Source organism: Streptomyces sp. NPDC059009 (assembly GCF_042740175.1).
Lineage (GTDB): Bacteria > Actinomycetota > Actinomycetes > Streptomycetales > Streptomycetaceae > Streptomyces.
In genome coordinates, this window is sequence record NZ_JBHYJB010000023.1 from 48326 (window position 1) to 74907 (window position 26582).

The following is a 26582-nucleotide window of genomic DNA, read 5'->3' on the forward strand; positions in this document are numbered from 1 at the left end:
AGACCCCCACCGTGCCGAACGCCACACCGGGCCCCACGCCGGAACTCTTCACCTGGGAATTCGCCACCAACCCCTACCCCGCCTACGCCTGGCTCCGCACCCACACCCCCGTACACAAGGCGACCCTCCCCAGCGGCGTCGAGGCATGGCTGGTCACCCGGTACGCGGACGCCCGGCAGGCCCTCGCCGACCAGCGGCTCTCCAAGAACCCGGACCACCACGCCGAGCCCTCGCACGCCAAGGGCAAGACCGGCATCCCGGGGGAGCGCAAGGCCGAGCTGATGACGCACCTGCTCAACATCGACCCACCGGACCACACCCGGCTGCGCCGCCTCGTCTCGAAGGCGTTCACCCCGCGCCGCGTGGCCGAATTCGCGCCGCGCGTGCAGGAGTTGACCGACCAGCTCATCGACCGGTTCGCGGCGGAGGGCGAGGCCGACCTCATCCACGACTTCGCCTTCCCGCTCCCCATCTACGCGATCTGCGACCTGCTCGGTGTCCCGCGCGAGGACCAGGACGACCTGCGGGACTGGGCGGGCATGATGATCCGCCACGGCAAGGGCCCGCGCGGCGGCGTCGCCCGCTCCGTGAAGAAGATCCGGAACTACCTCGTCGAGCTCATCCACCGCAAGCGCGACGAGCCGGGCGACGACCTGATCTCCGGCCTCATCCGGGCCTCCGACCACGGCGAGCACCTCACGGAGAACGAGGCCGCGGCGATGGCCTTCATCCTCCTGTTTGCCGGTTTCGAGACGACCATCAACCTCATCGGCAACGGCACGTACGCTCTGCTGACGCACCCAGAACAGCGCGAGCGGCTCCAACTCGCCCTGAGGGAAGGCGATGTCGGCCTCCTGGAGACCGGCATCGAGGAACTCCTGCGCTACGACGGCCCGGTGGAGCTGGCGACCTGGCGGTTCGCCACCGAGCCGCTCACCATCGGCGGCCAGGACATCGCCGTCGGCGACCCCGTCCTCGTCGTGCTCGCCGCCGCCGACCGGGACCCGGAGCGCTTCGAGGGGCCCGACACCCTCGACCTCGCGCGCGCCGACAACCAGCACCTGGGGTACGGGCACGGCATCCACTACTGCCTCGGCGCGCCCCTCGCCCGGCTGGAGGGGCAGCGGGCGCTCGCCACCCTCCTCACGCGCCTGCCCGACCTGCGGCTCGCGGCGGAACCTGCCGATTTGCGCTGGCGCGGCGGGCTCATCATGCGCGGACTGCGCACGCTGCCGGTGGAGTTCACGCCCCCGGAGAACTCGGCCGGAAGCGACGGAAGCTGACGTTCCGTCAGGGCTGTGACTTTCACGTGATCTCCGCTGCATCGACTTGTGACAAGCGTTCGAGTCCCGCTACGTTCACCAGTCATCGCGGCACCACCCGCGACCGTGGCGTCCTCCGCCGCGGCAGCCACGGAAAGGCACGCGCATGCTCTCCGGGAACGGTCGTCACCGTCGCCCCCGTCAGGCCCCTGCTCTCGTCGTCGCGGCGGGGGTCGCCGGATCTGCCATCGCCATCCCGCTGCTCGGCGCCACCAGTGCGAGCGCCGCGGACGCCGCGACCTGGGACCGGCTCGCGGAGTGCGAGAGCGGTGCCTCCTGGAGCGCCAACGAGGGCAACGGCTATTACGGCGGGCTGCAGTTCTCGCAGGAGGTCTGGGAGAACTACGGCGGTCTCGACTACGCGCCGAGCGCCGACCAGGCCAGCCGCTCCCAGCAGATCGCCGTCGGCGAGAAGGTGCTGAAGGACCAGGGCCCCGACGCCTGGCCGAGCTGCTCCGCGGTGGCCGGACTCACTCAGGACGGCACCGCCCCGGACGTCGACCCGGGCGCTCCCACTCCGGTGCCCACCGACTCCTCGGACCCGTCTGACGCCCCGTCCGACCCCTCGTCGGAGACCCCCGGCGGCAGTGACAGCGGCAGCGACGGTGGCGACACGCCCGGCGGTGGTGACTCCGCCGGAGACAAGAATCACGACGAGCCGGGCAACACGGACGAGACGTCCAAGCCGTCCGACGACGCCTCGAAGCCCTCCGAGGGTTCCGCCGAGCCCTCCGACGGTGCCTCCGAGCCCGCGGACGACGGGGCCGAGCCGTCCCCGTCCAAGCCCTCCGGGAGCGAGGGCGGCGAGGGCAGCGAGGACCCGGACAAGTCCGGCCAGGACGGGCCCACTTCCCCCGGCGACGACGAGGCCGGCCCCGCGCCCGCCCCGTCCGACTCCACGCCCTCCAGCGGCGGCCGCCACCGCGGCGGGCACGCCGACGAGGGGGCCCACGACGGCGCCAAGGACCGCTCGGGGCGCCACGCCTCCCGCGGGCAGTCGCGCGACAAGGACGCGGCCGACGGCACCTACACGGTCCGCCCTGGGGACAGCCTCTCGGCGATCGCCGACGACCTTGACGTGCACGGCGGATGGCCCGCCCTCTACGACGGCAACAAGAAGGCCGTCGGAGCCGACCCGGACCTCATCCTTCCCGGTCAGCGCCTCGATCTGGGCGAAAAGTAAGGGAAGTTGACGGTAGGCACCCGGCCTCCTTATTCGTAAATGTCCGGTTTGGCGCGAGTGAGAGATGGGTCTCAGAAGCCCTGATCGTCTTTGAAATTCCGGGGATCGCGTGCCTACGGTCATCACCGCTCGCCACTGCGGGCCCCGCCGGTCGGTACGCCGAATCCTGCCAACCGCCGGACGGGAACAGTCGTCGCGTCAAGCGCCGTAGGCAGGAGCGGGGGACCCAAGGTTTGCGCCGGGCCCACCCGGACGGTGGCTCAACACATGAGCCGCCGGACGGGGTTGGGAACGGCTAGGGGTTAAGTCGCGCTCAAGGAAGCGCGGCCGGGCACTCACTGGCCCGAACCCGACAGCTCACCTCGCAGGCGTCGGTGAGGGGATCTAACTCATGCTGCGTTCCAGCAAGGGCAAGCACCGTCGTCCGTCCAAGGCCACCCGCGTCGTCACGCTCGCCGGTGTCACCGGCGTCGCCGCCGCCGCCCCGCTGATGGCGGCCGGCTCCGCCTCCGCCGCCACCGGCTCCGAGTGGGACGCCGTCGCCCAGTGCGAGTCCGGCGGCAACTGGTCCATCAACACCGGCAACGGCTACCAGGGCGGCCTGCAGTTCTCGCCGTCGACCTGGTCCGCCTACGGCGGCACCAAGTACGCGCCCACCGCCGACAAGGCGTCCAAGGCCCAGCAGATCGAGATCGGCGAGAAGGTCCTCGCGGGCCAGGGCAAGGGTGCCTGGCCGAGCTGTGGCGTCGGCCTCTCCAACGCCTCGTACAGCGGTGGCGGCTCCACCGAGCAGCAGCAGCCGCAGCAGCAGGCCCCGAAGCCGAAGCCGAAGCCGCAGCCGCAGGCCGAGCGCACCGAGCAGGCCCCGCAGCAGCAGCAGAAGCCGCAGGCCCAGCCGCAGCAGACCGCCCCGAAGTCCGACTCGAAGAAGACCGTCGAGACCCCGACCGGCAAGACGGTCAAGAAGGGCGACGGCGAGTACAAGGTCAAGAAGGGCGACACGCTCTCCAAGATCGCCGAGTCGCACCACGTCAAGGGCGGCTGGCAGAAGGTCTACAAGCTCAACGGCGACATCATCGACGACGCCGACTTCATCTACCCGGGCCAGCAGCTGCACCTCAGCTGAGGCTGAGGCGAGCCGCACCTCAGTGAGCTGAGGCGGCCCTCCCGCCCTGACCTGCCGCAGGGCACCCCCGTCCCCACGGGCTCCCCGCCCCGGTGCGCGTATCCCCCGTACGCACCGGGGCGGGGGCATGTCCGGGCACCCGTCCGACCCCCGGCCCGGCCCCCTTGTTCGCTACTAGCGAGTAGAGAAGATGGGCTTACGCCCTGATTCCAAGGTATTTGGGCCCCTGTTCGTCCCAGGAGGCGGGCGGTCGGCTGGCCGAAGCTCCGGAGCCCGTTAGGCTCAGGAGACGCAGGGCCAAAGCGACCCCGCGTACCGCGCGTACTCGCGTCACATCCCAGAAGGAGATGCTCGTGCCGTCCATCGACGTCGTCGTAGCCCGGGAAATCCTGGACTCCCGAGGCAACCCCACGGTCGAGGTCGAGGTCGGCCTCGACGACGGCAGCACGGGTCGTGCTGCTGTCCCGTCCGGCGCCTCCACCGGTGCCTTCGAGGCCATCGAGCTCCGTGACGGTGACCCCAACCGCTACCAGGGCAAGGGTGTCGAGAAGGCCGTCCTCGCCGTCATCGAGCAGATCGGCCCGGAGCTCGTCGGCTACGACGCCACCGAGCAGCGCCTGATCGACCAGGCCATGTTCGACCTGGACGCCACCGACAACAAGGGCTCGCTCGGCGCCAACGCCATCCTCGGCGTCTCGCTCGCCGTCGCGCACGCCGCCTCCGAGGCGTCCGACCTGCCGCTGTTCCGCTACCTCGGTGGCCCGAACGCGCACCTGCTGCCCGTCCCGATGATGAACATCCTGAACGGCGGGTCGCACGCCGACTCGAACGTCGACATCCAGGAGTTCATGATCGCCCCGATCGGCGCGGAGTCCTTCTCCGAGGCCCTGCGCTGGGGCACCGAGGTCTACCACACCCTCAAGAAGGTCCTGAAGGACAAGGGTCTGTCCACCGGCCTCGGCGACGAGGGCGGCTTCGCCCCGAACCTGGACTCCAACCGCGCCGCGCTCGACCTCATCCTCGAGGCCATCAAGCAGGCCGGCTACGTCCCCGGCGAGCAGATCGCCCTGGCGCTCGACGTCGCCGCGTCCGAGTTCTACAAGGACGGCAAGTACGAGTTCGAGGGCAAGTCCCGCTCGGCCGCCGAGATGACCGAGTACTACGAGGAGCTCGTCTCCGCGTACCCGCTCGTCTCCATCGAGGACCCGCTGTTCGAGGACGACTGGGCCGGCTGGAACGTCATCACCGAGAAGCTGGGCGAGAAGGTCCAGCTGGTCGGCGACGACCTGTTCGTCACCAACCCGGAGCGCCTGGCCCGCGGCATCGAGGAGAACTCGGCCAACGCCCTGCTCGTCAAGGTCAACCAGATCGGCTCGCTGACCGAGACGCTGGACGCCGTCGAGATGGCCCAGCGCAACGGCTTCAAGTGCATGATGTCCCACCGCTCCGGCGAGACCGAGGACGTCACCATCGCCGACCTGGCCGTCGCCACCAACTGCGGCCAGATCAAGACCGGCGCCCCGGCCCGCTCCGAGCGCGTCGCCAAGTACAACCAGCTCCTGCGCATCGAGGAGATCCTCGACGACGCCGCGGTCTACGCCGGCCGCAGCGCCTTCCCGCGCTTCAAGGGCTGATCCCCCGGGGCTACGCGCTAGCCCGTCGTACGTACGTCCCCGTACTCGGTCCCGTACCGTGTGCGGGGACGTCCGCACGTACAGGGGAGGCGGGAGACATGGCCGTGAAGGACCGGGACCGGTTCTCCACCGCGGCGCGGCTGCGGGTGCTCGGCGAGCAGACCGCGGCCCGCGTCTACCGCTCCCAGACCAAGCGCCAGGCCCGCCGCTCCCGGCTCACCGGCCGCGCCGCGCTCCTCGTCCTGGTGGTCTGCTCCCTGGTCGTCGCCCTCGCCTACCCGATGAGGCAGTACGTCTCGCAGCGCGCCGACATCGCGGAGCAGCGCCGCGAGCAGGCCGCCCGCCGCGCGGCCGTGGAGCGGCTCCGCGACGAGAAGGCCCGCTGGCAGGACGACGCGTACGCGGAGCAGCGCATCCGGGAGCGGCTGCACTACGTGCGCCCGGGGGAGACCGGCTTCATCGTGATCGACCCCGACGCGGCGAAGCCGTCGCGCGCCGAGCAGGGCTCGTCGGACCGCCCCTGGTACTCGAACGTGTGGGACGGCGTGGACAAGGCCGACCGCACCGACGACGAGTGACCACCCCGCTCACCCCGCTCACCCTCGCTTCCCCCCCGCTCACCCCAGAACAGCAGACAGGCGAAAGACAGGCATGGACACCCCGCCGCCCAGCACCCCGCGCACCGAGCCCACCGACGCCGACGTCGAGGCATTCAAGGAGCAGCTCGGCCGCCCGCCGCGCGGTCTGCGGGCCATCGCGCACCGCTGCCCCTGCGGTCAGCCGGACGTCGTGGAGACGGCGCCGCGTCTCCCGGACGGCACGCCGTTCCCGACGACGTACTACCTGACGTGCCCGCGCGCGGCCTCCGCGATCGGCACGCTCGAGGCCAACGGCGTCATGAAGGAGATGTCGGAGCGGCTCAAGACGGACCCCGAGCTGGCCGCGAAGTACCGCGCCGCGCACGAGGACTACATCGCGCGCCGCGACGCCATCGAGGTCCTCGAGGGCTTCCCCAGCGCGGGCGGCATGCCGGACCGGGTGAAGTGCCTGCACGTCCTGGTGGGCCACTCGCTGGCCGCGGGCCCGGGCGTGAACCCGCTGGGCGACGAGGCCATCGCGATGCTCCCGGAGTGGTGGCGCAAGGGCGCCTGCGTGACCTCCGAGGCCGGAGAGTAGGCCGTTTCCGTTGTGGGCAGGCGTTCCGCACGGCGGAACGGGTGGGCACAACCCCCGTCGCAGGGGGCCGATAACAGCGAGGAGAACTCACAGTGACCCGCGTCGCGGCGATTGACTGCGGAACGAACTCGATCAGGCTGCTCGTGGCAGACGCTGACCCGGACACGGGGGAACTCGTCGACCTGGACCGGCGGATGACGATCGTCCGCCTGGGACAGGGCGTGGACAAAACCGGCCGCCTCGCCCCGGAGGCGCTGGAGCGCACCTTCGCGGCCTGCCGCGAGTACGCCGCGGTCATCAAGGAGCACGGCGCGGAGAAGGTCCGCTTCGTGGCGACCTCGGCCTCCCGCGACGCCGAGAACCGCGACGACTTCGTCCGCGGCGTCCTGGACATCCTCGGCGTGGAGCCGGAGGTGATCAGCGGCGACCAGGAGGCGGAGTTCTCCTTCACGGGCGCGACGAAGGAGCTCAAGGGGAGGGACGATCTCGCCAAGCCCTACCTGGTCGTGGACATCGGCGGCGGCTCGACCGAGTGCGTGGTGGGCGACGACACCGTACGGGCGGCCCGTTCCGTGGACGTCGGCTGTGTCCGCATGACCGAGCGCCACCTCACGGTCGACGGCGCCGTCACGGACCCGCCGACCGCCGCGCAGCTCGACGCGATCCGCGCCGACGTCGAGGCTGCCCTCGACCTCGCCGAGCAGTCCGTGCCGCTGCGCGAGGCCCGCACCCTGGTCGGCCTCGCCGGGTCGGTCACGACGGTCGCGGGGATCGCGCTCGGGCTCCAGGAGTACGACTCGGCGGCGATCCACCACTCCCGGATCCCGTACGAGTCGGTGCGCGAGATCGCGGACCGTCTCGCGGGCTCCACGCACGCCGAGCGGGCCGCGATCCCGGTGATGCACCCGGGCCGGGTGGACGTCATCGCCGCGGGCGCCCTGGTGCTGCTCGCGATCATGGAGCGGACCGGTGCGCGCGAGGTCGTGGTGTCGGAGCACGACATCCTCGACGGCATCGGCTGGTCGATCGCCTGAGCAGGTCAGGCACCGTCTGAGCGCTCGCCGGGGGGCCGAAAGGCCCCCCGGCGCGGGTCTGACGACGTCCTGTCGGAAACCTTCGTGAAGTTCTTCACAAGGAAATCGGCCCCGTTGGGCGAAGTTCAGGGCCTTAGGGCCCCCGAATGTGGTCGCAGGGCCCCCGGGGTCCGCATCCGCGCCCCGTTGCGGGGGTGTTGCCGACGTATGAACCGGGCAGTGGTCCACTCCGTACGGGAGCCAAGAGGGGCAGCTCACAAGGGGTGGACAACGACTCGCGTTACACCGTGGTTCCCTCACGCCGCCATGACCTCCGTCACGTGGGCGGCGAAGTGTAGCAGAGCCCCCACCCATGCTTGTGAAGGGGCGCACGAGCGACCCCCTCGAAGGGGGTGGATACTCGATGGCATGAGCACCACGGAGCGTCCCAGGATCCTCGTAGTAGGCGGTGGGTACGTAGGCCTGTACGCAGCTCGACGCATTCTGAAGAAGATGCGCTACGGAGAGGCGACCGTCACGGTCGTCGACCCGCGCTCGTACATGACGTACCAGCCCTTCCTCCCCGAAGCTGCGGCCGGCAGCATCTCGCCTCGGCACGTCGTCGTCCCGCTGCGACGCGTGCTGCCCAAGGCGGAAGTCCTCACCGGCCGGGTCACCACCATCGACCAGGACCGCAAGGTCGCCACGATCGCGCCGCTCGTCGGCGAGGCGTACGAGCTGCCTTTCGACTACCTCGTCATCGCGATGGGCGCGGTCTCCCGCACCTTCCCGATCCCCGGTCTCGCCGAGCAGGGCATCGGCATGAAGGGCATCGAGGAGGCCATCGGCCTGCGCAACCACGTCCTCGAGCAGCTCGACAAGGCTGACTCCACGACCGACGAGGAGGTCCGCCGCAAGGCGCTGACCTTCGTCTTCGTCGGCGGTGGCTTCGCGGGTGCGGAGACCATCGGCGAGGTCGAGGACATGGCCCGCGACGCGGCGAAGTACTACACCAGCGTGAAGCGCGAGGACATGCGCTTCGTGCTCGTCGACGCCGCGGACAAGATCCTCCCCGAGGTCGGCCCCAAGCTCGGCCAGTACGGCAAGGAGCACCTGGAGAGCCGCGGGGTCGAGGTCTACCTCTCGACGTCGATGGACTCCTGCGTCGACGGCCACGTGGTCCTGAAGAACGGCCTCGAGGTCGACTCCAACACCATCGTGTGGACCGCGGGCGTCAAGCCCAACCCGGCGCTGCAGCGCTTCGGTCTGCCGCTCGGCCCGCGCGGCCACGTCGACACTCAGACGACCCTCCAGGTCCAGGGCACCGACTACATCTGGGCCGCGGGCGACAACGCCCAGGTGCCGGACATGGTCGGCCGCAAGGCGGGCAACGAGAACGCCTGGTGCCCGCCGAACGCCCAGCACGCGCTGCGGCAGGCGAAGGTCCTCGGCGACAACGTGATCTCCGGTATGCGGGGCTTCCCGCAGAAGGAGTACAGCCACGCCAACAAGGGTGCGGTCGCCGGTCTCGGCCTGCACAAGGGCGTCGCGATGATCGTCATGGGCAAGATGAAGATCAAGCTCAAGGGCCGTCTCGCCTGGTACATGCACCGCGCGTACCACGGCATGGCGATGCCGACGTTCAACCGCAAGATCCGTGTCTTCGCGGACTGGACGCTCGGCATGTTCCTCAAGCGCGAGGTCGTCTCCCTCGGTGCGATGGAGACGCCGCGCGAGGAGTTCTACGAGGCGGCCAAGCCCGCGCCGAAGCCTGCGGCCGCCAAGGTCGAACCGGCCGTGGCTCCCGTCGAGGAGAAGGCCAAGGCGTCCTAGCGGACGGCTGAAGCGAACCGAAGGGCCCCCTGCCATCCGTGGTGCAGGGGGCCCTTCGGCGTTCCCGGGTGCCGTCGGCGGGTCCGGGAGCCGAGCGAGACCCATGGCGCCTACATGTATTTTGCTCATCCGTAACGCGGCAACGGGACTGCGGTGGCGCCCTGTTGGTGTTTACGTGGTGTTGGACCGTTCCGTTCCGGGATCCGTTCACCACGGAGGTGTGCGCCATGCAGGACGCCGCACTGCGGCTGAAGAACCTCGCCGAGCAGCTGTTGGGAGGACCGCTTCCCCTGCGCATCCGCGCCTGGGACGGCTCCGAGGAGGGCCCGCCCGGAGCCCCCGTACTGGTGGTGCGTCACCGCCGCGCCCTGCGCCGCCTCCTGTGGAAGCCGGGCGAACTGGGGCTCGCCCGCGCCTGGGTGGCAGGGGACATCGATGTCGACGGGGACCTGTACCGGGCGCTCGACGCGCTGGCCGGGTTCATCTGGGAGCGGGCGCCGCGGCAGGAAGGGGAGGCGAAGAGCCTCGCCCAGTCGCTGCGCGACCCGGAGGTCCGGGCCGCGGCCCGCTCGCTGCTCGCCCTCTCCGCGCCGTTCCTGCCGCCCGCCCCGCCCCGCGAGGAGATGCGCCGGCGCGGCCGCCTCCACCTGCACACCAAGGGCAGCGACCGGCAGGCCATCAGCCACCACTACGACGTCGGCAACGACTTCTACGAGCTGGTGCTCGGCCCGTCGATGGTCTACTCGTGCGCCTACTGGGAGTCGCCGGACGCCACCCTTGAGGACGCGCAGCGCGACAAGCTCGGACTCATCGCCCGCAAGCTCGACCTGAAGCCCGGCATGCGGCTCCTGGACGTCGGCTGCGGCTGGGGCTCCATGGCCATCCACGCGGCCCGCGAGTACGGCGTGAGCGTCGTCGGTGTGACCCTCTCCCAGGAGCAGGCCGCCTACGCCCGCAAGCGGGTCGCCGACGAGGGGCTCACCGACCGGGTGGAGATCCGCGTCCAGGACTACCGCGACGTGCGGGACGGCCCGTACGACGCGATCTCCTCCATCGGCATGGCCGAACACGTCGGCGCCGAGCGGTACTTGGAGTACGCACAGGACCTGTACGCCCTCCTGAAACCCGGCGGGCGGCTCCTGAACCACCAGATCGCGCGGCGCCCGCAGGCCGACGAATCGGCGTACTCGGTGGACGAGTTCATCGACGCATACGTGTTCCCGGACGGCGAGCTCGCCCCGGTCGGCACCACCGTGTCCCTGCTCGAACGCGCCGGGTTCGAGGTGCGCGACCTGGAGGCCATCCGCGAGCACTACGCCCTCACGCTGCGCCGCTGGGTCGCGAACCTGGAGGCCCGCTGGAAGGAGGGCCAGCGCCTCACCTCGCCGGGCCGGGCGCGCGTCTGGCGCCTCTACATGGCGGCGTCGGCCCTCGCCTTCGAGCGCAACCGGATCGGGGTCAACCAGGTCCTCGCGGTGAAGACGGAGGAGAGCGGGGCGGCCCACCTGCCGCTGCGGGCGCGTAGCTGGCGCTGAGGCGCCACCTCGCGGTGCGTACGAAGAAGGGCCCCGTGCGAGAGCGCACGGGGCCCGACTCTCGTATGGCTACTCGGACTTGATCGCCTGCAGCGGGTTCAGCCGTGCCGCGGACCGGGCCGGCCAGACGGCCGCCAGGACGCCCACGAGCGCCGCGATCCCCAGGAAGACCGCGATGCGGCCGACGGGGACCTCCATCGCGTACGTCTTCACGGTGTTGCCGATCGTGCCGCCCGCGATCCAGCCGAGGAAGAGGCCGAGGCCGATGCCGAGCACCGCGCCGAACAGGGAGATGACGACCGACTCCAGGCGCACCATCTGCTTGACCTTCGCGCGGTCGAGGCCGATCGCGCGGAGCATCCCGATCTCGTGCTTCCGCTCGAAGACCGACATGGCCAGGGTGTTGATGACGCCGAGCACCGCGATCAGGATCGCCATGGCGAGCAGCCCGTACAGCATGTTCAGGAGCATGTTGATGGCGCCGCCGATCTCGTTGCTGATCGCCTGCTTGTCCTGGATCTTGATGGCGGGGTTGTCGCCGAGGGCCTTGACGACGGTGTTCTCGGCCGTGTCGGAAGCGCCGTCCTTCATCTTCAGCAGGACCTGCTGATCGGCGATCTTGTCGAGGTGCGGGTCGACGACGGAGGTCGGCGTGAACAGGCCGTCGATCATCTCGTTCTGCTCGTAGACGCCCGCGACCTTCAGGTTCACGGTCTTCTTGTCGTCGAACCTCACGGGGATCGTGTCGCCCGCCTTGAGGCCCTTCTCGTCGGCGGTCGCCTTGTCGACGAGCGCCGCGTTGCCCTTGAGGCCGGCGAGGGAGCCGCTGGTGAAGTCGAGGCTGACCAGCTTGCCGAAGTCCTTCGCGTCGACGCCGGAGATCTTGCTGTAGCTGCCGTCGGCCTCGCCGTAGGCGGCGCGCAGCGGGGAGCTCGCCTCGACGTCGGGCAGCGCGGCCAGCTTCTTGTGGACCGTGGGGGCCAGCGGCTGGTAGTTCGCCATGGAGACGGTGTAGTCGGCCTTCAGGGAGCCGGCGGCCATCTTGTTGATGGCGCTGCTCATGGAGGTCGCGACGACCGTCATCGCGGTGATGAGGGTCAGGCCGATCATCAGGGCCGAGGCCGTGGAGGCCGTACGGCGCGGGTTGCGCACCGAGTTGAGCCGGGACAGCTTGCCGGTGACGCCGAAGGGCTTCAGGAGCGGGGCCGACGCGGCGATGAAGGGCCGGGACAGCAGCGGGGTCAGGACGATGACGCCGACGAGCACGATGCCCGCGCCGCCCGACTTCACGTAGTTGTCGTCCATGAAGAGCATGAGCACGCCGAGGGCGACGATCAGCGAGCCGATGGTGTTGCGGACCACCAGGCCGCGGACGGTCGGCGTCGCGTGCACGCTGTTCATCGCGGCGACCGGCGGGATCTTCGCGGCGCGGCGGCCCGGCAGCCAGGCGGCCAGCATGGTCACGACCACGCCGATGAGCAGCGCGACGAGGATCGTCGTCGGGGCGATGACGAGCGGCCCGTCGGGCAGCGAGGCACCGGCGGAGTTCATCAGGGACTCCAGGCCCACGGCCACGCCGATGCCGAGCGCGAAGCCGGTGACGGCGGCGACCAGGCCGACGATGCCCGCCTCGATGAGCACGGAGCGCGTCACCTGGCGGCGCGAGGCACCGACGGCGCGCATCAGGGCGAGCTCCTTGGTGCGCTGGGCGACCAGCATGGTGAAGGTATTGGCGATGATGAAGATGCCGACGAAGAGCGCGATCCCGGCGAAGATCAGCAGGACCTGGCTCATCGAGCTGGTCTGCTGCTCGATCATGGAGTCCTGGTCGGCGGAGAGTTGTGAGCCGGTCTTGGCCTCGGTGTCCTTCGGCAGGATCTTCTCGACGGAGCCCTTGAGCGCGCTCTCGCCCGTCCCGGCGGCGGCCTTGACGTCGATCTCGTCGTACTCGCTCTTGCCGAGGGCCTTGCGGGCGGTGTCGTTGTCGAAGACGACGAGGGAGCCGCCCGCGAGGACGCTGCCGTCGTCGGTGTCGAAGATGCCGCTGACCTTGGCGGTCTTCACGGGCCCGTCGGTGGAGTAGCGGACGGTGTCGCCCACCTTGTAGCCGGTGCGCTCGGCGGTACGGGAGTCCAGGGCGATGCCCGCCGCGGACGTCGGGGCGGCGCCCTCGGTGAAGGTGTACCGGGGGTCCTTGCCGTCCTTGCCCGGGTAGTAGTTGGCGCCGGTGGTGCCCCAGTCGCCGCCGACGAGCTTGCCGTCCTTGTCGGCGAGCGCGGTGAAGCCGGAGACGCCGCCGATCGCGGAGTCCGCGCCGGGCAGGGCGGCGGCCTTCTTCAGGAGGCCGTCGGTGAGCCGGGGCGTCGTCTTGGCGTCCTGGCCGTCGTTGTCCGGGGCGGCGCCGCCGTCCGGCTGGATGGCGACGGAGACGTGGTCGAAGCTCTTCGCCGACTTGTTCTTGTAGGCGTTGCCGAAGGTGTCGGTGAAGACCAGGGTGCCGGAGACGAAGGCGACGCCGAGCATGACGGCGAGCACGGTCATCAACAGCCTGGCCTTGTGCGCGAGCACATTGCGCAGGGCGGTACGGAACATGGGTGTGAAGTCCTGTGAGGGGCGAGCCGGAGTGGGAGGGCGCTGAACGGGCTTAGCTGGTGCGGCCCTTGGCGTCGAAGTGCTTCATGCGGTCGAGCACGCTGTCGGCGGTCGGGTGCGGCATCTCGTCGACGACGCGGCCGTCCGCGAGGAAGATCACGCGGTCCGCGTACGCGGCGGCCACCGGGTCGTGGGTGACCATGACGACGGTCTGGCCCAGCTCCCGCACGGAGTTGCGCAGGAAGCCGAGGACCTCGGCGCCCGAGCGCGAGTCCAGGTTTCCGGTCGGCTCGTCACCGAAGATGATCTCGGGCTGCGAGGCGAGCGCGCGGGCCACGGCGACGCGCTGCTGCTGGCCGCCGGAGAGCTCGGTGGGCCGGTGGCTGAGCCGCCCGGAGAGGCCGACCATGGAGATCACCTGCTCCAGCCACTGCTTGTCGGGCTTGCGGCCCGCGATGTCCATCGGGAGCGTGATGTTCTCCAGCGCGGTCAGGGTCGGCAGCAGGTTGAACGCCTGGAAGATGAAGCCGATCTTGTCCCGGCGGAGCTTGGTGAGCTGCTTGTCCTTCAGGGACCCGAGCTCGGTCTCGCCGATGCGCACCGACCCGCTGCTGAAGCTGTCGAGCCCGGCCACGCAGTGCATCAGCGTCGACTTGCCGGACCCCGAGGGGCCCATGATCGCGGTGAACTCGCCCTTCCCGAAGTCGACGGAGACCCGGTCCAGGGCGACCACCTGGGTCTCGCCCTGTCCGTAGACCTTGGACAGATCCGTGGCGCGCGCGGCCACGGCGGTGGCGCGGTGGGCGAGGGGTGTGGTGGTCACGGGCGGGTGCTCCTGTCGTGCGGCTGCTGGGGAGGCGTCCCGGCTGGGGACGTGATCCCATCCTCGGTGCCGATTTCCCCGGTGTAGTCAGCCGCTGTTCCCGTTCCCGGGGCCCTCTGCAGTCGGACCCGGGGCGCCCGTGTCATACCTGGGGATGACGGCCTCCCCTGAGAAGGGGAACCGCTCCCGGAGTCGCTCACGGCGGCTAAATTCCGTCATTCCCGACTGGAGCCGCTGTCCGGGCCCGCGGCCGTGGAAGCGCCTCCGGCAAGTACCGATGGCTCATCACCTCGGCTGATGCACCCTCAGACGTCAATAAAATAAGACAACGTTGCGCTGTCGTTCCGCTGTTTGGGGGATAGGTCCCGATAGGGTCAAAGCCCTGATGCGGAGCCCCACGGCCTGCCCGGATGGTGGAATGCAGACACGGCGAGCTTAAACCTCGCTGCCCCTCGGGGGCGTGCCGGTTCGAGTCCGGCTCCGGGCACCTCCGTGACGCTGGTCGTCTCCCCCTGTATATGGCGGATATGCCTGAGGGAGCATCAGTTCACGCGTGGGGCAAGGGAGTTGAATCGGGCCGCCGTGTGCAGATCCGCCTCGATCGCCGCCGCCGTCTCGCGCAGGGCGGGCAGCAGGGCGTCGCGGGCGGCGTCCAGGGGTGTGACCCCGGGGTGCTGGGCGACGTTCAGGGCCGCGATCACCCGGCCGTCCGCGTCCCGCAGCGGCACCGCGACCGAGCGCAGCCCCTCCTCCAGCTCCTCGTCCGCCGTCGCGTACCCGTCCTCGGCCGCGCGGTCCAGCAGGGCGAGCAGGGCGGCGCCGTCCGTGACCGTGCGCCGGGTGAGGGGCCGGGGCGCGGCGGCGGCGAGGGCGCGCTCGCGGTCGGGGCGGGGGAGCCCGGACAGCAGGACGCGGCCCATCGCGGTGGCGTACGCCGGGAAGCGGGTGCCGAGCGTGATGTGGACGCTCATGATGCGCACCGTCGCCGCCCGCGCCACGTACAGGATGTCGGTGCCGTCGAGGACGGTCACCGACGCCGACTCGTGCACCCGGTCGGTGAGCCGGCGCAGATGCGGCTCGGCGAGCTCGGCGAGGCCCAGGCGGGAGAGGCGGGCGTAGCCGAGCTCGAGAACGCGGGGGAGGGGGCGGTAGTGGCGGCCGTCGTGGGCCGCGTAGCCCTCGGCCTGCAGGGTGTGCAGCAGCCGGCGGGCGGTGGCGCGGGGCAGGCCGGTGGCGTCGGCGAGCGCCGTCAGGGGCAGTCCGTCGCCGCCCGCCCGGCCGAGGGCGCGCAGGACGGTGAGGCCGCGGGCCAGGGACTGGAGGTAGGCCGCGCCCAGTTCGCTCCTGGGGTCCGCCGTCACAGGATGATGGTCCGTCAGCAGGGGTGAGGGCGGCGGGGGTTGAGTGGGGAGCAGCGGGGTGAGGGCCTCCGCCTCCGCGCGCAGGCGGGGCAGGACCGCCGCCGCCAGGCCCGCCGCCGTGTGCCTGCTCGTGTGGCTCACCGCGGACAGGGCGCAGCGGGTGCGGCCCGTCGCGTCCCGGACCGGGACGGCCACCGCGATCAGGCCCGGCTCGATCAGCTGGTCGTCGAGGGCGTGGCCCGCGGCGGTCGCGGCGGCGACGCGGGCGGCGAGGTCCGGGGGGTCGGCGGTGGGGTGCGGCGGGAGCGCGGGGAAGGCGCGGCCGCCGGGGTCGGTGGCGCGGCGCTCGCGCCAGGAGGCCCAGCGGTCCTCGTCCCAGTCGGCGGCGAACAGGGCGCCGGGCGCGCACCGTTCGGGGGGCAGCAGGTCGCCGATGCGGAAGGCGACGGAGAGGGCGCGGCGGCGGGCGGCCTGGGCGGTGAAGCGGACGCCGTCGCCGTCCGGCACGGCCAGGGACACCGACTCGTCCAGCTCGTCGGCGAGCGCGGCGGTGCGGGCGGCGATCGCGCCCTGTGGGTCGCCCGCGGCCAGGTAGGCGTTGCCGAGCTCCATGAGGCGGGGCGTGGGGTGCAGGTCCTGGCGGTGCTCGCGGACATAGCCGAGGTGGACCAGGGTCGCCACGACGCGGTCGACCGTGGAGCGGGCCAGGCCCGTCGCCCGGACCAGGTCGCTCGCCCGCGCCTGCCCGGCGTCCGTGAGGGCGCGCAGGACGGCGAGGCCGCGCTCCAGGGGGCGTACCGACTCTTCGGGCCTGGCGGGTGTGGCGGGCCTGGCGGGCATGGGGCTCCTTCGTGTCGTACGGAAGGTGCGGAAGCGCGGAAGTTCCTTGGTGTTCCTTGGTGCACGACCGTTGACAGCGCCCCGCCACGGTCCGAGACTCCCGTCCGCACAGTATGAACGAAAGTTCACCAGGCGAACAGGCCGGGTGGCCACGCGGGAGGGGAACGGCACATGCGCACCACCGTCGGGATCATCGGAGCCGGGCCCGCCGGGCTCCTCCTCGCCCGCCTCCTGCACGAAGCGGGCATCGACGCGGTCGTCCTGGAGAGCCGCGACCGCGCGTACGTGGAGCGGCGGCAGCGGGCCGGGATCCTGGAGCAGGGCACCGTCGACGTGCTGCGCGCGGCCGGGGCCGGGGCGCGCATGGACCGCGAGGGGCTGCCGCACGACGGGATCGAGCTGCGCTTCGACCGGCGCAGGCACCGCGTCGACTTCCCGGCGCTCACCGGCGGCAAGTCGGTGATGGTGTACGCGCAGACCGAGGTGTGCAAGGACCTCATCGCGCTCCAACTCGCCGACGGCGGCCCCCTGTTGTTCGAGGCGGAGGCGCTCGCGGTGGAAGGTCTGGAGGAGGGCGAGAGCGAGCGGCCGCGGATCCGCTACCGGCACGAGGGCCGCGAGGAGGTCCTCGACTGCGACTACGTGGTGGGCTGCGACGGCTTCTGGGGGGTGTCCAGGAAGGCGGTCCCGCAGGGCGTCTCGCGCACGTACGAGCGCACGTACCCCTTCGGCTGGCTCGGCATCCTCGCCGATGTGCCGCCCTCCCACGACGAGTTGGTCTACGCCCGCCACGACCGCGGCTTCGCGCTCCTGAGCATGCGGTCGCCGACCGTGACCCGCGCCTACCTCCAGGTCCCCGAGGGCACCGACGCGCACGACTGGAGCGACACCGAGGTCTGGGACGAGCTGGACCGGCGCCTGGAGACCGACGACGCCTGGAAGCTGGAGCGCGGGCCCGTCACCGCCAAGTCCGTGACCCCGATGCGCAGTTACGTGCACGAGCCGATGCGGCACGGGCGGCTCTTCCTCGCCGGGGACGCCGCGCACATCGTGCCGCCGACCGGGGCCAAGGGCCTCAACCTCGCGGTCGGGGACGTCGTCACGTTCGCCCGCGCGCTGATCCACCGGCGGGAGACGGGGGAGGCGGCGCGCCTGGACGCGTACTCCGCGACCTGTCTGCGCCGCGTCTGGCAGGCCGAGCGCTTCTCGTACGCCATGACGACCCTTCTGCACCGCGGCCCCGACGCCACCCCCTTCGACGACCGCATCCAGCTGGCCCGGCTCGACCGCATCACGACGTCCCGCGCGGCCGAGACGGACCTCGCCACCGCCTACACCGGTTTCCCCCTCGACTGAGAGCTGGCCATGCAGCAGCACACCTCGCAGCGCACCCCGCAGCACACCTTCAGATCCGTCGCCCCCGTCATCGCCCTGTGCTGGCTCGTCGTCTTCTTCGACGGGATGGACGTCAACATCTACGGGGCCGTCCTGCCCCACCTCATCGACGACCCGGACCTCGGCTTCAGCCCCGGCACCGCGGGCACCATCGGGAGCTGGACCACCTTCGGGATGCTGCTCGGCGCGCTCGCCGCCGGGACGCTCACCGACTGGGCCGGGCGCAAGCCGATGGTCACCGGGAGCGTGGTGCTGTTCTCGGCGGGCTCCGCGCTGTGCGCGCTGGCGCCGAGCGCCGAGGTGTTCGGGGGCGGGCGGTTCCTCGCCGGGCTCGGGCTCGGCGGGCTCATGCCGATCGGCCTTGCGATCGTCGCCGAGTTCGCGCCGCCGGGGCGGGCCGCCCTCGCCACCGGCCTGATGATGACCTCGTACCACGCGGGCGGCATGGCGGCCACGGGCATCGGCCTCGCCGTCGCGCCCGACCACGGCTGGCGGTGGGTGTTCTGGGCGGGCGTCATCCCGGCCGTGGTCGCCGTCCCCCTCGTCCTGAAGTGGCTGCCCGAGTCGCCCGCCGTGCTGCTCGCCAAGGGGCACGCGGACCGGGCCGGGGCCGTCGCCGCCCGCTACGGGCTGCCCGCGCCGACGCCCGCCGACGCCCCCGAGGCGGGCGCGCGCGGCCGGTTCGCCGCTGTCCTCTCCCTCTTCGCGCCGGGCTCGCGCCTCGCGACTCCGCTCCTGTGGATCGCCTCCTTCGCGGGCCTGCTCCTCGTCTACGGGGTCTCCACCTGGCTGCCCGAGCTGATGCGTGCCTCCGGGTACTCGCTCTCCTCCTCCGTCACCTTCCTGATGGTGATCAACGCGGGCGGCATCGTCGGCATGCTGGTCGCCGGGCGCGCGGCCGACCGCTTCGGGGCCGTGAAGGTCTCGGCGCTCTGGTTCCTGCTCACCGCCTGCGGGGCCTTCCTGCTCAGGGCGGAGCTGCCGCTGGGCGTCGCCTACGCGGTCGTCTTCGTGACCGGCGTCTGGCTCTTCTCGGCGCAGGTCATGGTCTACGCGACCGCTCCCTCCGTCTACACACCCGCACAGCGCGCCACCGGGCTCGGCTGGGTGACCGGGGTGGGGCGGACCGGGGCGGTCGTGGGCCCGTGGCTCGGCGGCGCCGTGATCGAGGACGGAAACGCCTCCCTGGGCTTCACCACGTTCGCGGTGGCCGCGATACTCGGCGCCGTGGCGATCTCGTTGGTGCCGCTGGTGCGCCGGGCAGTGGGACGCGGACACGGCATCACGGCCAGTGATGCCCGTAACGCGAGCGGGCTGCTCGAGCAGCAGGCAGTGGACTTCCGGCGCACCCGTCGGGCCGAGTAGGGGGCCGGTGTCTTTCCGGCTGGGGGTCCGGGGGTCGTCCCCCGGGAGAATGCAGTCTCGGCGCCGTGGCGATCTCGTTGGTGCCGCTGGTGCGCAGGAAGAGCCGTACGGACCGTACGGGCGGCCGGAACACCGGGGCCTCGGCGAGCGTTCCCCGTAGCAGATGGGGAAAGATCCTCCCTGAGCAGTAGGGCCAGATCTTTGCCAGCCCATTACCCTTGAGCCAAGGCCCACACACCGTTGGCCATGGAGGAGTGAAATGAGGAGCAGTAACCCGGTCTTCTCGCGACGGGGGTTCAGCCGCGACAACGGCTACGCCGGCTTCGGCGCGCAGCCGCAGGCCGGGGGACCCGCCGTAGGGACGCAGGGCAACCCGTACGCCCAGGGCAACCCGTATGCCCAGGGCACGCAGGCGAACCCGTACGCGAACAACCCGTACGCCCAGCAGGACCTCCAGCACGGCGCGCCGCAGGCGCCCGTCACCACCGCGGGCCGCATGACGATGGACGACGTCGTCATGCGCACGGCCACCACACTCGGCATCCTCGTCGTGACGGCGGCGCTCGCCTGGGCGCTCCTGCCGGTAGACGACGCCAACATCAGCAAGTCGTACGGCATCGCGATCGGCGCCGGCCTCGTCGCGATGGTGCTCGGCCTGGTCCAGGCGTTCAAGCGCAAGGCGTCCCCCGCGCTGATCGTTTCGTACGCGGCGCTCGAGGGCGTCTTCCTCGGCGTCGTCTCCAGCGTCGTCGACAACCGCATCGCGAGCGGCGCGGCCATGCAGGCCGTGCTCGGCACGATGGCGGTCTTCATCGCCGTCCTGGTGGCGTACAAGGCGGGCTGGATCCGCGTCAACCGCCGCTTCTACGGCTTCGTGATGGCGGCCGCGCTCGGCTTCCTGCTGCTCACGGCGGTGAACCTGCTGTTCATGGCCTTCGGCGGCGGTGACGGCCTCGGCTTCCGCAGCGGCGGCCTCGGCATCGTGTTCGGCATCGTCGGCGTGCTGCTCGGCGCCTGCTTCCTGGCGCTCGACTTCAAGCAGGTCGAGGACGGCATCGCGTACGGCGCCCCGAAGGAGGAAGCCTGGCTGGCGGCCTTCGGCCTGACGATGACGCTGGTCTGGATCTACATGGAGTTCCTGCGGCTCATCGCGATCCTGCAGGGCAACGACTGACGGCTCTGACGGCCCCGTTCGGGGCGTGAGACGCCCGAAGGGCCCGCGGACCTCCCGGTCCGCGGGCCCTTCGTCGTAGGTGCGTATCAGTGAGGGGACTTCAGGGGGAGTCAGAGCAGTCGCCGCGATGCTCGCCGCAGGTCGTACTCGTGAATGATCGCTTTTGCGTGGCCGTACGCGAGGTTGTGCTCGGCGCGGAGCCAGCTGACCTTCTCCTCGAACCGGAAGAGAGCGGGGCCTTCGTCAACTGCGCGCAGCCAGTCGGAGACTTCACGGCCGGTGCAGTGGGGGATGCGGGCGAGCAGGTTGCGGTGGGTCTCCTCAGAGAAGACTTGGGACATCGGCGCCTCCGGACGCGTCGCGATGTGTTCCGTCCTTCACGCCACCGTGCCTGAGCGTTGGGGCATTGGCAACAGTCCCGGCTTGGCGCATAGGGTCGCGGAGTGCTTGATACGACGCCTTTGACGAGTGCCGTGGACCATTTCGCCGACCGGCTCAGGGCGGCGCCGCAGAGCCGCCTGCAGCGCGGGGCCGCGGCCGAGGCGCTGGCTCTGGCCAGGGAGTTGGCGGTGCGGGCGCAGCGCATCGAGTCGCCGGACGCGGAGCCGCGCGAGATGCCGGACGCCGGGATGTTCGCCGCCGCCGACCAAATCGTCGTCGCGGGGCGGGATCTGGCCGTCGTACTGGACGATCCGGCCGATCTCGCGGACGCGGTCACGCTGGTCGAGGAGTCGGTGCGCAGGGCGGGGGTCTGAGGGAGCCCCGCTCTGGCGTACGCAGTCGTACGGGCCCGTCCGGCCTCAGACCGAGGCGATGACGCGGTCGGCCAGGATGTAGACGTTCTCGGAGCCGCACTCGAAGGTGAGGGCGTAGGCGCCGGAGACGCCGGAGCCGCCGAGCAGGAACGGGGTCCGGCCGTCGCGCAGGGCGGCGGCGAGCAGCTCCGCCGTCTCGCGGTGGCCCGGGGTCATGCAGAGCGTCGTGCCGTCGGCGAAGACGTACACGTCGAGGGTGCCGAGCGGGCCAGGGCGGACGTCGGCCAGCGCGGTGCGGGCGTCGGCGAGCTCCTCCAGACAGGCCACGGTGCGCTCGTGGTCGCCGGGGCCGTCCGAGACGGGCGACTGGACCGGGACGAAGTCCGGGTGCGAGGGGTGGCGGCGGCGGGCCGCGGCCAACTCCGGGGACTCTCCGGTGAATTCGTCGGTCGACTGCTCCGGGAAGGGCTCGACGACCGGCTCCAGGCTGTCCGACTCCAGGCCCGCGAGGTCCGCCTGGCGGGGCAGGAACAGCTCGTCGGTGATGCCGGGCAGGCCGCTCAGCAGGGAGGGGGCGTCCGAGACGTCACGCGCCTCCTGGGCGGCCCAGAACGCCCGGGCCTCGGCCAGCTCGCGCTCCCGCTCCTCGGCGAGGGCCTCGGCGACGGCCGCGCGTATCTCGTCGGTGTCCGGCGTGGTGCGGGCGGCGGGCACCGAGGGGTGCTGCTGCCCGGTGCCGACGGCCGAGCGGTACTCGGCCAGCTCGGCACGGAGAACTGTGATCTCCGCGAGCTGCTTCCGCAGGCCGCGCACGGTGAGCAGGGCGGCAGCGCCCACGGCCGTGGCAGCGGCCGTGGAGAGCAGCAGGGCAAGAGGCATGGCGCTCACTGACGTACTCCCGGTTTCAAGTCGACCCCCGACTTCCTACATCAGCTTGAAGCCTGCACGATCCACCTGTCAGTGCATTACGTCACGAATTGGACAGGTCTTTCGGCCCGGGGTTTAGCTACAGAACGCTCTGACCTGCACATATATGTCTCCCCCAGGAGATTGGTCACATCCTGGGGGAGATTGGATCACGAACAGGTGGAGGGCGACGGTCCGCTCACGACCGCCTGCTTCCCGTTGTCAGCTGAGGCGCTCGATGACCATGGCCATGCCCTGGCCGCCGCCGACGCACATGGTCTCCAGGCCGAACTGCTTGTCGTGGAACTGGAGGGAGTTGATGAGCGTGCCGGTGATGCGGGCGCCCGTCATGCCGAAGGGGTGGCCGACGGCGATCGCTCCGCCGTTGACGTTGAGCTTGTCGATGTCGACGCCGAGGTCCCGGTAGCTCGGGATCACCTGGGCGGCGAACGCCTCGTTGATCTCGACCAGGTCGATGTCGTCGATGGTGAGCCCGGCGCGCTTCAGGGCCTGCTTGCTGGCCTCGACCGGGCCGAGGCCCATGATCTCGGGGGAGAGGCCGGTGACGCCGGTGGAGACGATGCGGGCGAGCGGGGTGAGGCCGAGCTCGCGGGCCTTGGTGTCGCTCATGATCACGAGGGCGGCGGCGCCGTCGTTCAGCGGGCAGCAGTTGCCGGCGGTGACCAGGCCGTCGGGGCGGAAGACGGGCTTGAGGCCCTGGACGCCCTCCAGGGTCACGCCCGCGCGCGGCCCGTCGTCCTTGCTGACGACCGTGCCGTCGGGGGTGGTGACCGGGGTGATCTCGCGCTCCCAGAAGCCGTTCTTGATGGCTTCCTCGGCGAGGTTCTGCGAGCGGACGCCGAACTCGTCCATGTCCTGGCGGGTGACGCCCTTGACGCGGGCCAGGTTCTCGGCGGTCTGGCCCATCGCGATGTACGCGTCCGGGATCAGGCCGTCCTCGCGCGGGTCGTGCCAGCTGGAGCCCGTGGACTCGGCGACGGCCTTGGTGCGGGCCTCGGCGTCGGCGAAGAGCGGGTTGTGGGTGTCCGGGAGCCCGTCGCTCGATCCCTTGGCGAACCGGGACACCGTCTCCACGCCCGCGGAGATGAAGACGTCACCCTCGCCCGCCTTGATGGCGTGCAGGGCCATGCGGGAGGTCTGCAGGGAGCTGGAGCAGTAGCGGGTGACGGTGCAGCCCGGCAGGTGGTCCATGCCCATCTGTACGGCGACGATGCGGCCGAGGTTGTGCCCCTGCTCGCCGCCGGGCAGACCGCAGCCGAGCATCAGGTCGTCGATGTCGCGCGGGTCGAGCTCGGGCACCTTGGCGAGCGCGGCCTGGATGATCGTGGCGGTCAGGTCGTCGGGGCGGAGCTCCTTGAGGGACCCCTTTCCGGCGCGGCCGATCGGGGAGCGGGCGGCAGAAACGATCACGGCTTCGGGCATCACGGCTCCAGGAGGGGTTGCATGTTGCTTGCAGCAGGCAGGACCGTGAGGGAAGTTACCCGTACGTACCGCAAAGGTCACGGTCGTGGGCGTGTGACCCCGGACGCATTTCTAAGCGGGCGCTCAGGCCGCTTGGGCGCGGCGGGAGCTCTGGGGCGCCCTACGGGGGTGCCGCTCTTCTCCGGCGCTCCGCGCCGGGGATGGTCTCTGCCGCTCCGCGGCGGGGTGGGGCGGCAGGGAAGGGCCGGCGTGGGGCGGCGTAGAGGGGCCGGTGCGGATCGGTGGGGAAGGGTGCCCCCTCGGGGGAGTTACTCCGCTGCGAGGGGGACCGCCGGTTCCGGTGCTGTGATGCGACGGCGGCGGCGCCGCTTCAGCAGGGCCCAGGGGCCGCGCGGACCCGTGGGCATCGCCGCCGCGACCTCCGTGCCGCCCTCCGCCGCCGCCTGTGCCGCGGCCCGTGCCACCGGCAGGAAGCCCTCGTGGCGGGAGGCGTCGGGGCGCTCCTCCTCGGGCCAGAGGCCGAGGGCCGCGCAGAGGGTGGGCAGGACCGCCATCGCCGCCGTCGCATAGCCCTCCGCCGAGGGGTGGTAGTTGTCCGGTCCGAACAACTCCCTTGGGTTCGCGGCGAATTCGGGGCCCAGGAGGTCGCCGAGCGAGACCGTGCGGCCGCCCTGCTCCACCACGCCGATCGTCTGCGCGGCCGCGAGCTGCCGGGAGACGCGGCGGGCCAGCCAGCGCAGGGGCTGGTAGACGTTCTCCACCGTGCCCAGGTCGGGGCAGGTGCCGACGACCACCTCCGCCCCGGCGGTACGGAGCCTGCGGACCGCCGCCGACAGATGACGCACCGACCGCGTGGGCGGCATCCGGTGCGTCACGTCGTTCGCGCCGATCATCACGACGCAGACGTCCGGCACCCACCCCCCGTCCGCGAGGATCAGCGTCACCTGCCGGTCCAGGTCGTCCGACTGGGCCCCCGGCAGCGCCACGTTGCGCAGCTCCACGGGCCGCTCGGCCACCGCCGCGAGCCCCGAGGCGAGCAGCGCCGCCGGGGTCTGCCGGGCCCGGTGCACGCCCTGGCCCGCGGCCGTCGAGTCGCCGAGCATGGCGAACCGTACGGGTTCGATGGGCTCCAGGACGGGGCCGTAGTGGTCCGTGCGCGCGAACGCGCCGCCGTAGCGGCCGTCGGCGCGGGGCGGATCGGTCCGTTCGCCGTTGCCCACGCTCCGCTTCGCCAGCTGCACCTCGGCGAGCACCACGCCGACCGCCGCCGCCCCGACCAGCCCGATGCCGCCACCGCCATACGCCGCACCCGCGGCGATCCGCCGTGCCACCCTCGCCCTCGACATGCCCCGCAGCCACCTCCGCGAAAATCGTGCGCAGCCGTTCACCCAACCATTGCCCAGTCGAGGCGGTCGGCCAATCGCAATCGAAGGTGAACTGAAAGCGGTCCCTTTAGGCTGACCGCACCAATCCGTCGCACTACATCGCAGCCCGGAGACAACGGTGCAATTCCACGACTCGATGATCAGCCTCGTCGGCAACACCCCGCTGGTGAAGCTCAACAACGTGACCGCGACAGCGGGCATCCAGGCGACCGTCCTCGCCAAGGTCGAGTACTTCAACCCCGGCGGCTCCGTGAAGGACCGCATCGCGCTGCGCATGATCGAGGCGGCCGAGCAGAGCGGTGACCTCAAGCCAGGCGGCACCATCGTCGAGCCGACCTCCGGCAACACGGGTGTCGGTCTGGCCATCGTGGCCCAGCAGAAGGGCTACAAGTGCATCTTCGTCTGCCCCGACAAGGTGAGCACCGACAAGATCAACGTCCTGCGCGCATACGGCGCCGAGGTCGTCGTCTGCCCGACCGCCGTCGACCCCGACCACCCGGACTCGTACTACAACGTCTCCGACCGCCTCGTCCGCGAGACGCCGGACGCCTGGAAGCCGGACCAGTACTCCAACCCCAACAACCCCCTCTCCCACTACCACTCCACCGGCCCCGAGCTGTGGGAGCAGACGGAGGGGAAGATCACCCACTTCGTGGCGGGCATCGGGACGGGCGGCACCATCTCCGGGACCGGGCGCTACCTGAAGGAGATCTCCGACGGGAAGGTGACGATCGTCGGGGCCGACCCCGAGGGGTCTGTCTACAGCGGCGGCTCCGGGCGGCCGTACCTCGTCGAGGGCGTCGGTGAGGACTTCTGGCCGACCGCGTACGACCGGGGCGTGACCGACGAGATCGTCGCCGTCTCCGACAAGGACTCCTTCCAGATGACGCGGCGCCTCGCCAAGGAGGAGGGGCTGCTCGTCGGCGGCTCCTGCGGCATGGCCGTCGTCGCGGCGCTGCGGGTCGCGGAGCGGCTCGGGCCCGACGACGTCGTGGTCGTGCTGCTCCCGGACAGCGGGCGCGGCTACATGAGCAAGATCTTCAGCGACGAGTGGATGAACGACTACGGCTTCCTGGAGGAGGCCGGCGACCAGCCGCGCGTCGGCGATGTGATGGGCCGCAAGGAGGGCGGCGTGCTGCCCTCGCTGGTCCACATGCACCCGGAGGAGACCGTCGGCGAGGCCATCGACGTGCTCCGCGAGTACGGCGTCTCGCAGATGCCGATCGTGAAGCCGGGCGCCGGGCACCCGGACGTGATGGCGGCCGAGGTCATCGGCTCGGTCGTGGAACGGGAGCTGCTCGACGCGCTGTTCGCCCAGCGCGCCTCGCTCTCCGACCCGCTGGAGAAGCACATGTCGGCGCCGCTGCCGCAGGTCGGCTCGGGCGAGCCGGTGGCGGACCTGATGTCGGTGCTCGGCGCGGCGGACGCGGCCATCGTGCTGGTGGAGGGCAAGCCGACCGGGGTCGTCAGCCGTCAGGACCTGCTGACGTTCCTCGCGGCTCAGCAGGGCCAGTAGGCACGGCCGTTGACCCGGTGACGGGGAACTTCGCGGAAGTGGTACGCACGTGTCACGTCCGCGCAGCACCCGCTTAACACGGCATCGGCAGAGTTCTCGGTGTCGGCGTCAAGGACCTCCGGAGCGGCTCCCGGACCTCCACGGACGCCGGATGCGAGGCCCGGCCCTGACCCGGCCCGCGTCCCTCGCGGGGACCGCCGTCGTC

At 71.3% G+C, this 26582-nt stretch carries 21 protein-coding genes, 1 tRNA gene and 1 riboswitch; of the genes, 15 read left to right on the top strand and 7 right to left on the bottom strand.

Going from position 1 to position 26582, the window contains the following annotated elements; all coding sequences use genetic code 11:
• Positions 1-11: 11 nt before the first annotated feature.
• The 9 genes from ACFWYM_RS22945 to ACFWYM_RS22985 all read left to right on the top strand — a co-directional run bounded on the left by ACFWYM_RS22945 (position 12) and on the right by ACFWYM_RS22985 (position 10822).
• The gene (locus ACFWYM_RS22945) at positions 12-1283 is read left to right on the top strand and encodes a cytochrome P450 (protein WP_384840366.1); all 1272 of its coding nucleotides are present in this window, start codon (positions 12-14) and stop codon (positions 1281-1283) included.
• 145 nt (positions 1284-1428) lie between these two features.
• Positions 1429-2505 carry a transglycosylase family protein gene (locus tag ACFWYM_RS22950; protein WP_384840147.1) on the top strand — a complete coding sequence of 359 codons (1077 nt, stop codon included), beginning with the start codon at positions 1429-1431 and terminating at the stop codon, positions 2503-2505.
• 193 nt (positions 2506-2698) lie between these two features.
• Positions 2699-2891: riboswitch (cyclic di-AMP (ydaO/yuaA leader) on the top strand.
• Positions 2892-2896: 5 nt separating this feature from the next.
• A complete protein-coding gene (locus ACFWYM_RS22955; protein ID WP_384840149.1) occupies positions 2897-3631 on the top strand; it encodes a transglycosylase family protein in 735 nt (244 codons plus the stop codon).
• A gap of 347 nt (positions 3632-3978) precedes the next feature.
• The gene (gene eno, locus ACFWYM_RS22960) at positions 3979-5265 is read left to right on the top strand and encodes a phosphopyruvate hydratase (protein WP_384840152.1); all 1287 of its coding nucleotides are present in this window, start codon (positions 3979-3981) and stop codon (positions 5263-5265) included.
• A 98-nt stretch (positions 5266-5363) separates the two neighbouring features.
• Positions 5364-5843, top strand: a complete 480-nt coding sequence (locus tag ACFWYM_RS22965; RefSeq protein WP_384840155.1) for a septum formation initiator family protein — start codon at positions 5364-5366, stop codon at positions 5841-5843.
• Between the two features lie 73 nt (positions 5844-5916).
• Positions 5917-6441 carry a DUF501 domain-containing protein gene (locus tag ACFWYM_RS22970; protein WP_384840158.1) on the top strand — a complete coding sequence of 175 codons (525 nt, stop codon included), beginning with the start codon at positions 5917-5919 and terminating at the stop codon, positions 6439-6441.
• A gap of 92 nt (positions 6442-6533) precedes the next feature.
• Positions 6534-7475, top strand: coding sequence for an exopolyphosphatase (locus ACFWYM_RS22975; protein WP_384840161.1), 942 nt, complete (start codon positions 6534-6536; stop codon positions 7473-7475).
• Between the two features lie 408 nt (positions 7476-7883).
• The gene (locus ACFWYM_RS22980) at positions 7884-9287 is read left to right on the top strand and encodes an NAD(P)/FAD-dependent oxidoreductase (protein WP_384840164.1); all 1404 of its coding nucleotides are present in this window, start codon (positions 7884-7886) and stop codon (positions 9285-9287) included.
• Between the two features lie 227 nt (positions 9288-9514).
• The gene (locus ACFWYM_RS22985) at positions 9515-10822 is read left to right on the top strand and encodes a class I SAM-dependent methyltransferase (protein WP_384840167.1); all 1308 of its coding nucleotides are present in this window, start codon (positions 9515-9517) and stop codon (positions 10820-10822) included.
• 69 nt (positions 10823-10891) lie between these two features.
• Here ACFWYM_RS22985 and ACFWYM_RS22990 read toward each other — a convergent pair whose 3' ends face one another.
• Positions 10892-13414, bottom strand: coding sequence for an ABC transporter permease (locus ACFWYM_RS22990; RefSeq protein ID WP_384840170.1), 2523 nt, complete (start codon positions 13412-13414; stop codon positions 10892-10894).
• A 52-nt stretch (positions 13415-13466) separates the two neighbouring features.
• Complete coding sequence (locus ACFWYM_RS22995) at positions 13467-14237, bottom strand: ABC transporter ATP-binding protein (RefSeq protein WP_384840173.1); 771 nt, start codon at positions 14235-14237, stop codon at positions 13467-13469.
• 404 nt (positions 14238-14641) lie between these two features.
• On the opposite strand from ACFWYM_RS22995, the gene ACFWYM_RS23000 reads away from it, so the two are divergent.
• Positions 14642-14724: transfer RNA gene (locus ACFWYM_RS23000), tRNA-Leu, on the top strand.
• Between the two features lie 55 nt (positions 14725-14779).
• On the opposite strand, the gene ACFWYM_RS23005 is transcribed toward ACFWYM_RS23000, so the two are convergent.
• Entirely contained in the window at positions 14780-16438 is a 1659-nt protein-coding gene (locus ACFWYM_RS23005; RefSeq protein WP_384840176.1) for an IclR family transcriptional regulator C-terminal domain-containing protein, read from the bottom strand.
• A gap of 171 nt (positions 16439-16609) precedes the next feature.
• On the opposite strand from ACFWYM_RS23005, the gene ACFWYM_RS23010 reads away from it, so the two are divergent.
• The 3 genes from ACFWYM_RS23010 (at position 16610) to ACFWYM_RS23020 (ending at position 20372) form a co-directional block, all read left to right on the top strand.
• Positions 16610-17794, top strand: a complete 1185-nt coding sequence (locus tag ACFWYM_RS23010; protein WP_384840179.1) for a 4-hydroxybenzoate 3-monooxygenase — start codon at positions 16610-16612, stop codon at positions 17792-17794.
• Between the two features lie 9 nt (positions 17795-17803).
• The gene (locus tag ACFWYM_RS23015) at positions 17804-19198 is read left to right on the top strand and encodes an MFS transporter (protein ID WP_384840182.1); all 1395 of its coding nucleotides are present in this window, start codon (positions 17804-17806) and stop codon (positions 19196-19198) included.
• A 259-nt stretch (positions 19199-19457) separates the two neighbouring features.
• Positions 19458-20372, top strand: a complete 915-nt coding sequence (locus tag ACFWYM_RS23020) for a Bax inhibitor-1/YccA family protein (RefSeq protein ID WP_384840185.1) — start codon at positions 19458-19460, stop codon at positions 20370-20372.
• A 110-nt stretch (positions 20373-20482) separates the two neighbouring features.
• Here ACFWYM_RS23020 and ACFWYM_RS23025 read toward each other — a convergent pair whose 3' ends face one another.
• Positions 20483-20713 carry a DUF4287 domain-containing protein gene (locus ACFWYM_RS23025; protein ID WP_384840187.1) on the bottom strand — a complete coding sequence of 77 codons (231 nt, stop codon included), beginning with the start codon at positions 20711-20713 and terminating at the stop codon, positions 20483-20485.
• A 102-nt stretch (positions 20714-20815) separates the two neighbouring features.
• Between ACFWYM_RS23025 and ACFWYM_RS23030 the strand changes: the two genes are divergently transcribed.
• Positions 20816-21127, top strand: a complete 312-nt coding sequence (locus ACFWYM_RS23030) for a hypothetical protein (RefSeq protein ID WP_384840189.1) — start codon at positions 20816-20818, stop codon at positions 21125-21127.
• A gap of 45 nt (positions 21128-21172) precedes the next feature.
• Here the strand turns inward: ACFWYM_RS23030 and ACFWYM_RS23035 are convergent, their stop codons facing one another.
• The 3 genes from ACFWYM_RS23035 to ACFWYM_RS23045 form a co-directional block, all read right to left on the bottom strand.
• Positions 21173-22006 carry a hypothetical protein gene (locus ACFWYM_RS23035; RefSeq protein WP_384840369.1) on the bottom strand — a complete coding sequence of 278 codons (834 nt, stop codon included), beginning with the start codon at positions 22004-22006 and terminating at the stop codon, positions 21173-21175.
• A gap of 249 nt (positions 22007-22255) precedes the next feature.
• Positions 22256-23476: an acetyl-CoA C-acetyltransferase gene (locus ACFWYM_RS23040; protein WP_384840192.1), complete on the bottom strand. Its 1221-nt coding sequence runs from the start codon at positions 23474-23476 to the stop codon at positions 22256-22258.
• Positions 23477-23784: 308 nt separating this feature from the next.
• A complete protein-coding gene (locus tag ACFWYM_RS23045) occupies positions 23785-24822 on the bottom strand; it encodes an SGNH/GDSL hydrolase family protein (RefSeq protein ID WP_384840195.1) in 1038 nt (345 codons plus the stop codon).
• A gap of 157 nt (positions 24823-24979) precedes the next feature.
• On the opposite strand from ACFWYM_RS23045, the gene ACFWYM_RS23050 reads away from it, so the two are divergent.
• Positions 24980-26377 (top strand): cystathionine beta-synthase, encoded by a 1398-nt coding sequence (locus tag ACFWYM_RS23050; protein WP_384840198.1) that lies wholly within the window; start codon positions 24980-24982, stop codon positions 26375-26377.
• The last annotated feature ends 205 nt before the right edge of the window (positions 26378-26582 follow it).